At 71.8% G+C, this 1,265-nt stretch carries 1 protein-coding gene; it reads left to right on the top strand.

Features of this window, described 5'->3' with window-relative positions; genetic code table 11:
- Positions 1-1,202: DDE-type integrase/transposase/recombinase (locus tag E6A26_RS17500; protein WP_211129228.1), on the top strand; the 1,202-nt coding region annotated here is incomplete at its 5' end.
- Positions 1,203-1,265 lie beyond the last annotated feature (63 nt).

Genomic DNA, 1,265 nt, shown 5'->3' with positions numbered 1-1,265 from the left:
TCCGACTGAAGGTCGCCACGTGGCCGGAGAACGCACCCCGTGGGGCGGTGGCCGAGTTCTGCCGCCGGCACGGGGTCTCGCGGGCGTGGTTCTACAGAGTCCGGGCCAAGGCGCTGGCAGAGGGCAGTCTGGCCGCGACGGAGGTCGGCTCGAGCCGCCCGCGCACCAGCCCGTCCCAGACCCCGGCCGAGATCGCCGAGCTCGCGGTGAAGATCCGCCGCGAGCTGGCCCAGGGCGGGCTGGACCACGGCCCGCTGAGCGTGGCCGCGGCGATGGAACGCCGCGGCCTCACCCCGCCCTCGCGGGCGACGCTGGCCCGGGTCTTCTCCCGGGCCGGGGAGGTCGTCCCGGCCCCGCGGAAGAAGCCACGCTCGGCGTTCAAGCGCTTCGTCTATCCGGCCCCGAACATGTGCTGGCAGATCGACGCGACCCAGTGGCCCCTGGCCGGGGGCCGCAGGGCCACGATCTTCCAGGTCATCGACGACCACTCCCGCCTGTCCGTGGCCTCCCTGGCCGCCTGGGGCGAGACCAGCGAGGCCGCCCTGGCCGTGATCCGCAAGGGCATCGCCGCCCACGGAGTGCCCCAGCGCGTCCTCTCGGACAACGGCCGCGCCCTGAACCCGACCCGGCGGGGCCACTCCGGGGCGCTGGTGGAGTACCTGGCCGCCCTCGGCGTCCAGGCGATCACCGGCAAGCCCGGCAGGCCCACCACCCAAGGCAAGAACGAGCGCTTCCACCAGACCCTCTTCGCCTACCTCTCCGCCCGCCCCGATGCCACAACGCTCACGGAGCTGCAGGCCCTGGTGGACGCCTTCGACGGGTACTACAACACCGAGCGCGTCCACCAGGGGCACGGAAGCCTCGGGCTGACCCCGGCCGAGGCATGGGCACGCACTCCGGTCGCCCCGGCCCCCGAACCGCCCCCGACGCCAGCGACGGTACCGGAACAGAGGGAAGCCGTGATCCGGCACGGCAGCCGCCCCAAGGGCGTCGTCACAGTCCTGAACTGCCACTTCCTCCTCGGCGCAGCCTGGGCCGGCAAGACCGTCCGGGTCCTCCACGACGAGCACAGCGTGGCGTTCTTCGACGAGGACGGAACCGAGATCATCACCCACCCCAGACCGCCCACAGGCACCAGCTTCGTCCCTCGCAGCGGCCTCCGCCGCCCGAGCCCAGAAACCGAAGTGCCTACAACGTCCTGAGACATCAAGTGTCAACAACGTCCTGAGACAGGAAGTGTCCACGAGGTCCTGAGACATCACACG

Source organism: Sinomonas albida, from assembly GCF_004919045.1.
Taxonomy (GTDB): Bacteria; Actinomycetota; Actinomycetes; order Actinomycetales; family Micrococcaceae; genus Sinomonas; species Sinomonas albida.
Note: the sequence above shows the minus strand (reverse complement) of the source record. Positions and strands in the feature narration are given on the sequence as shown.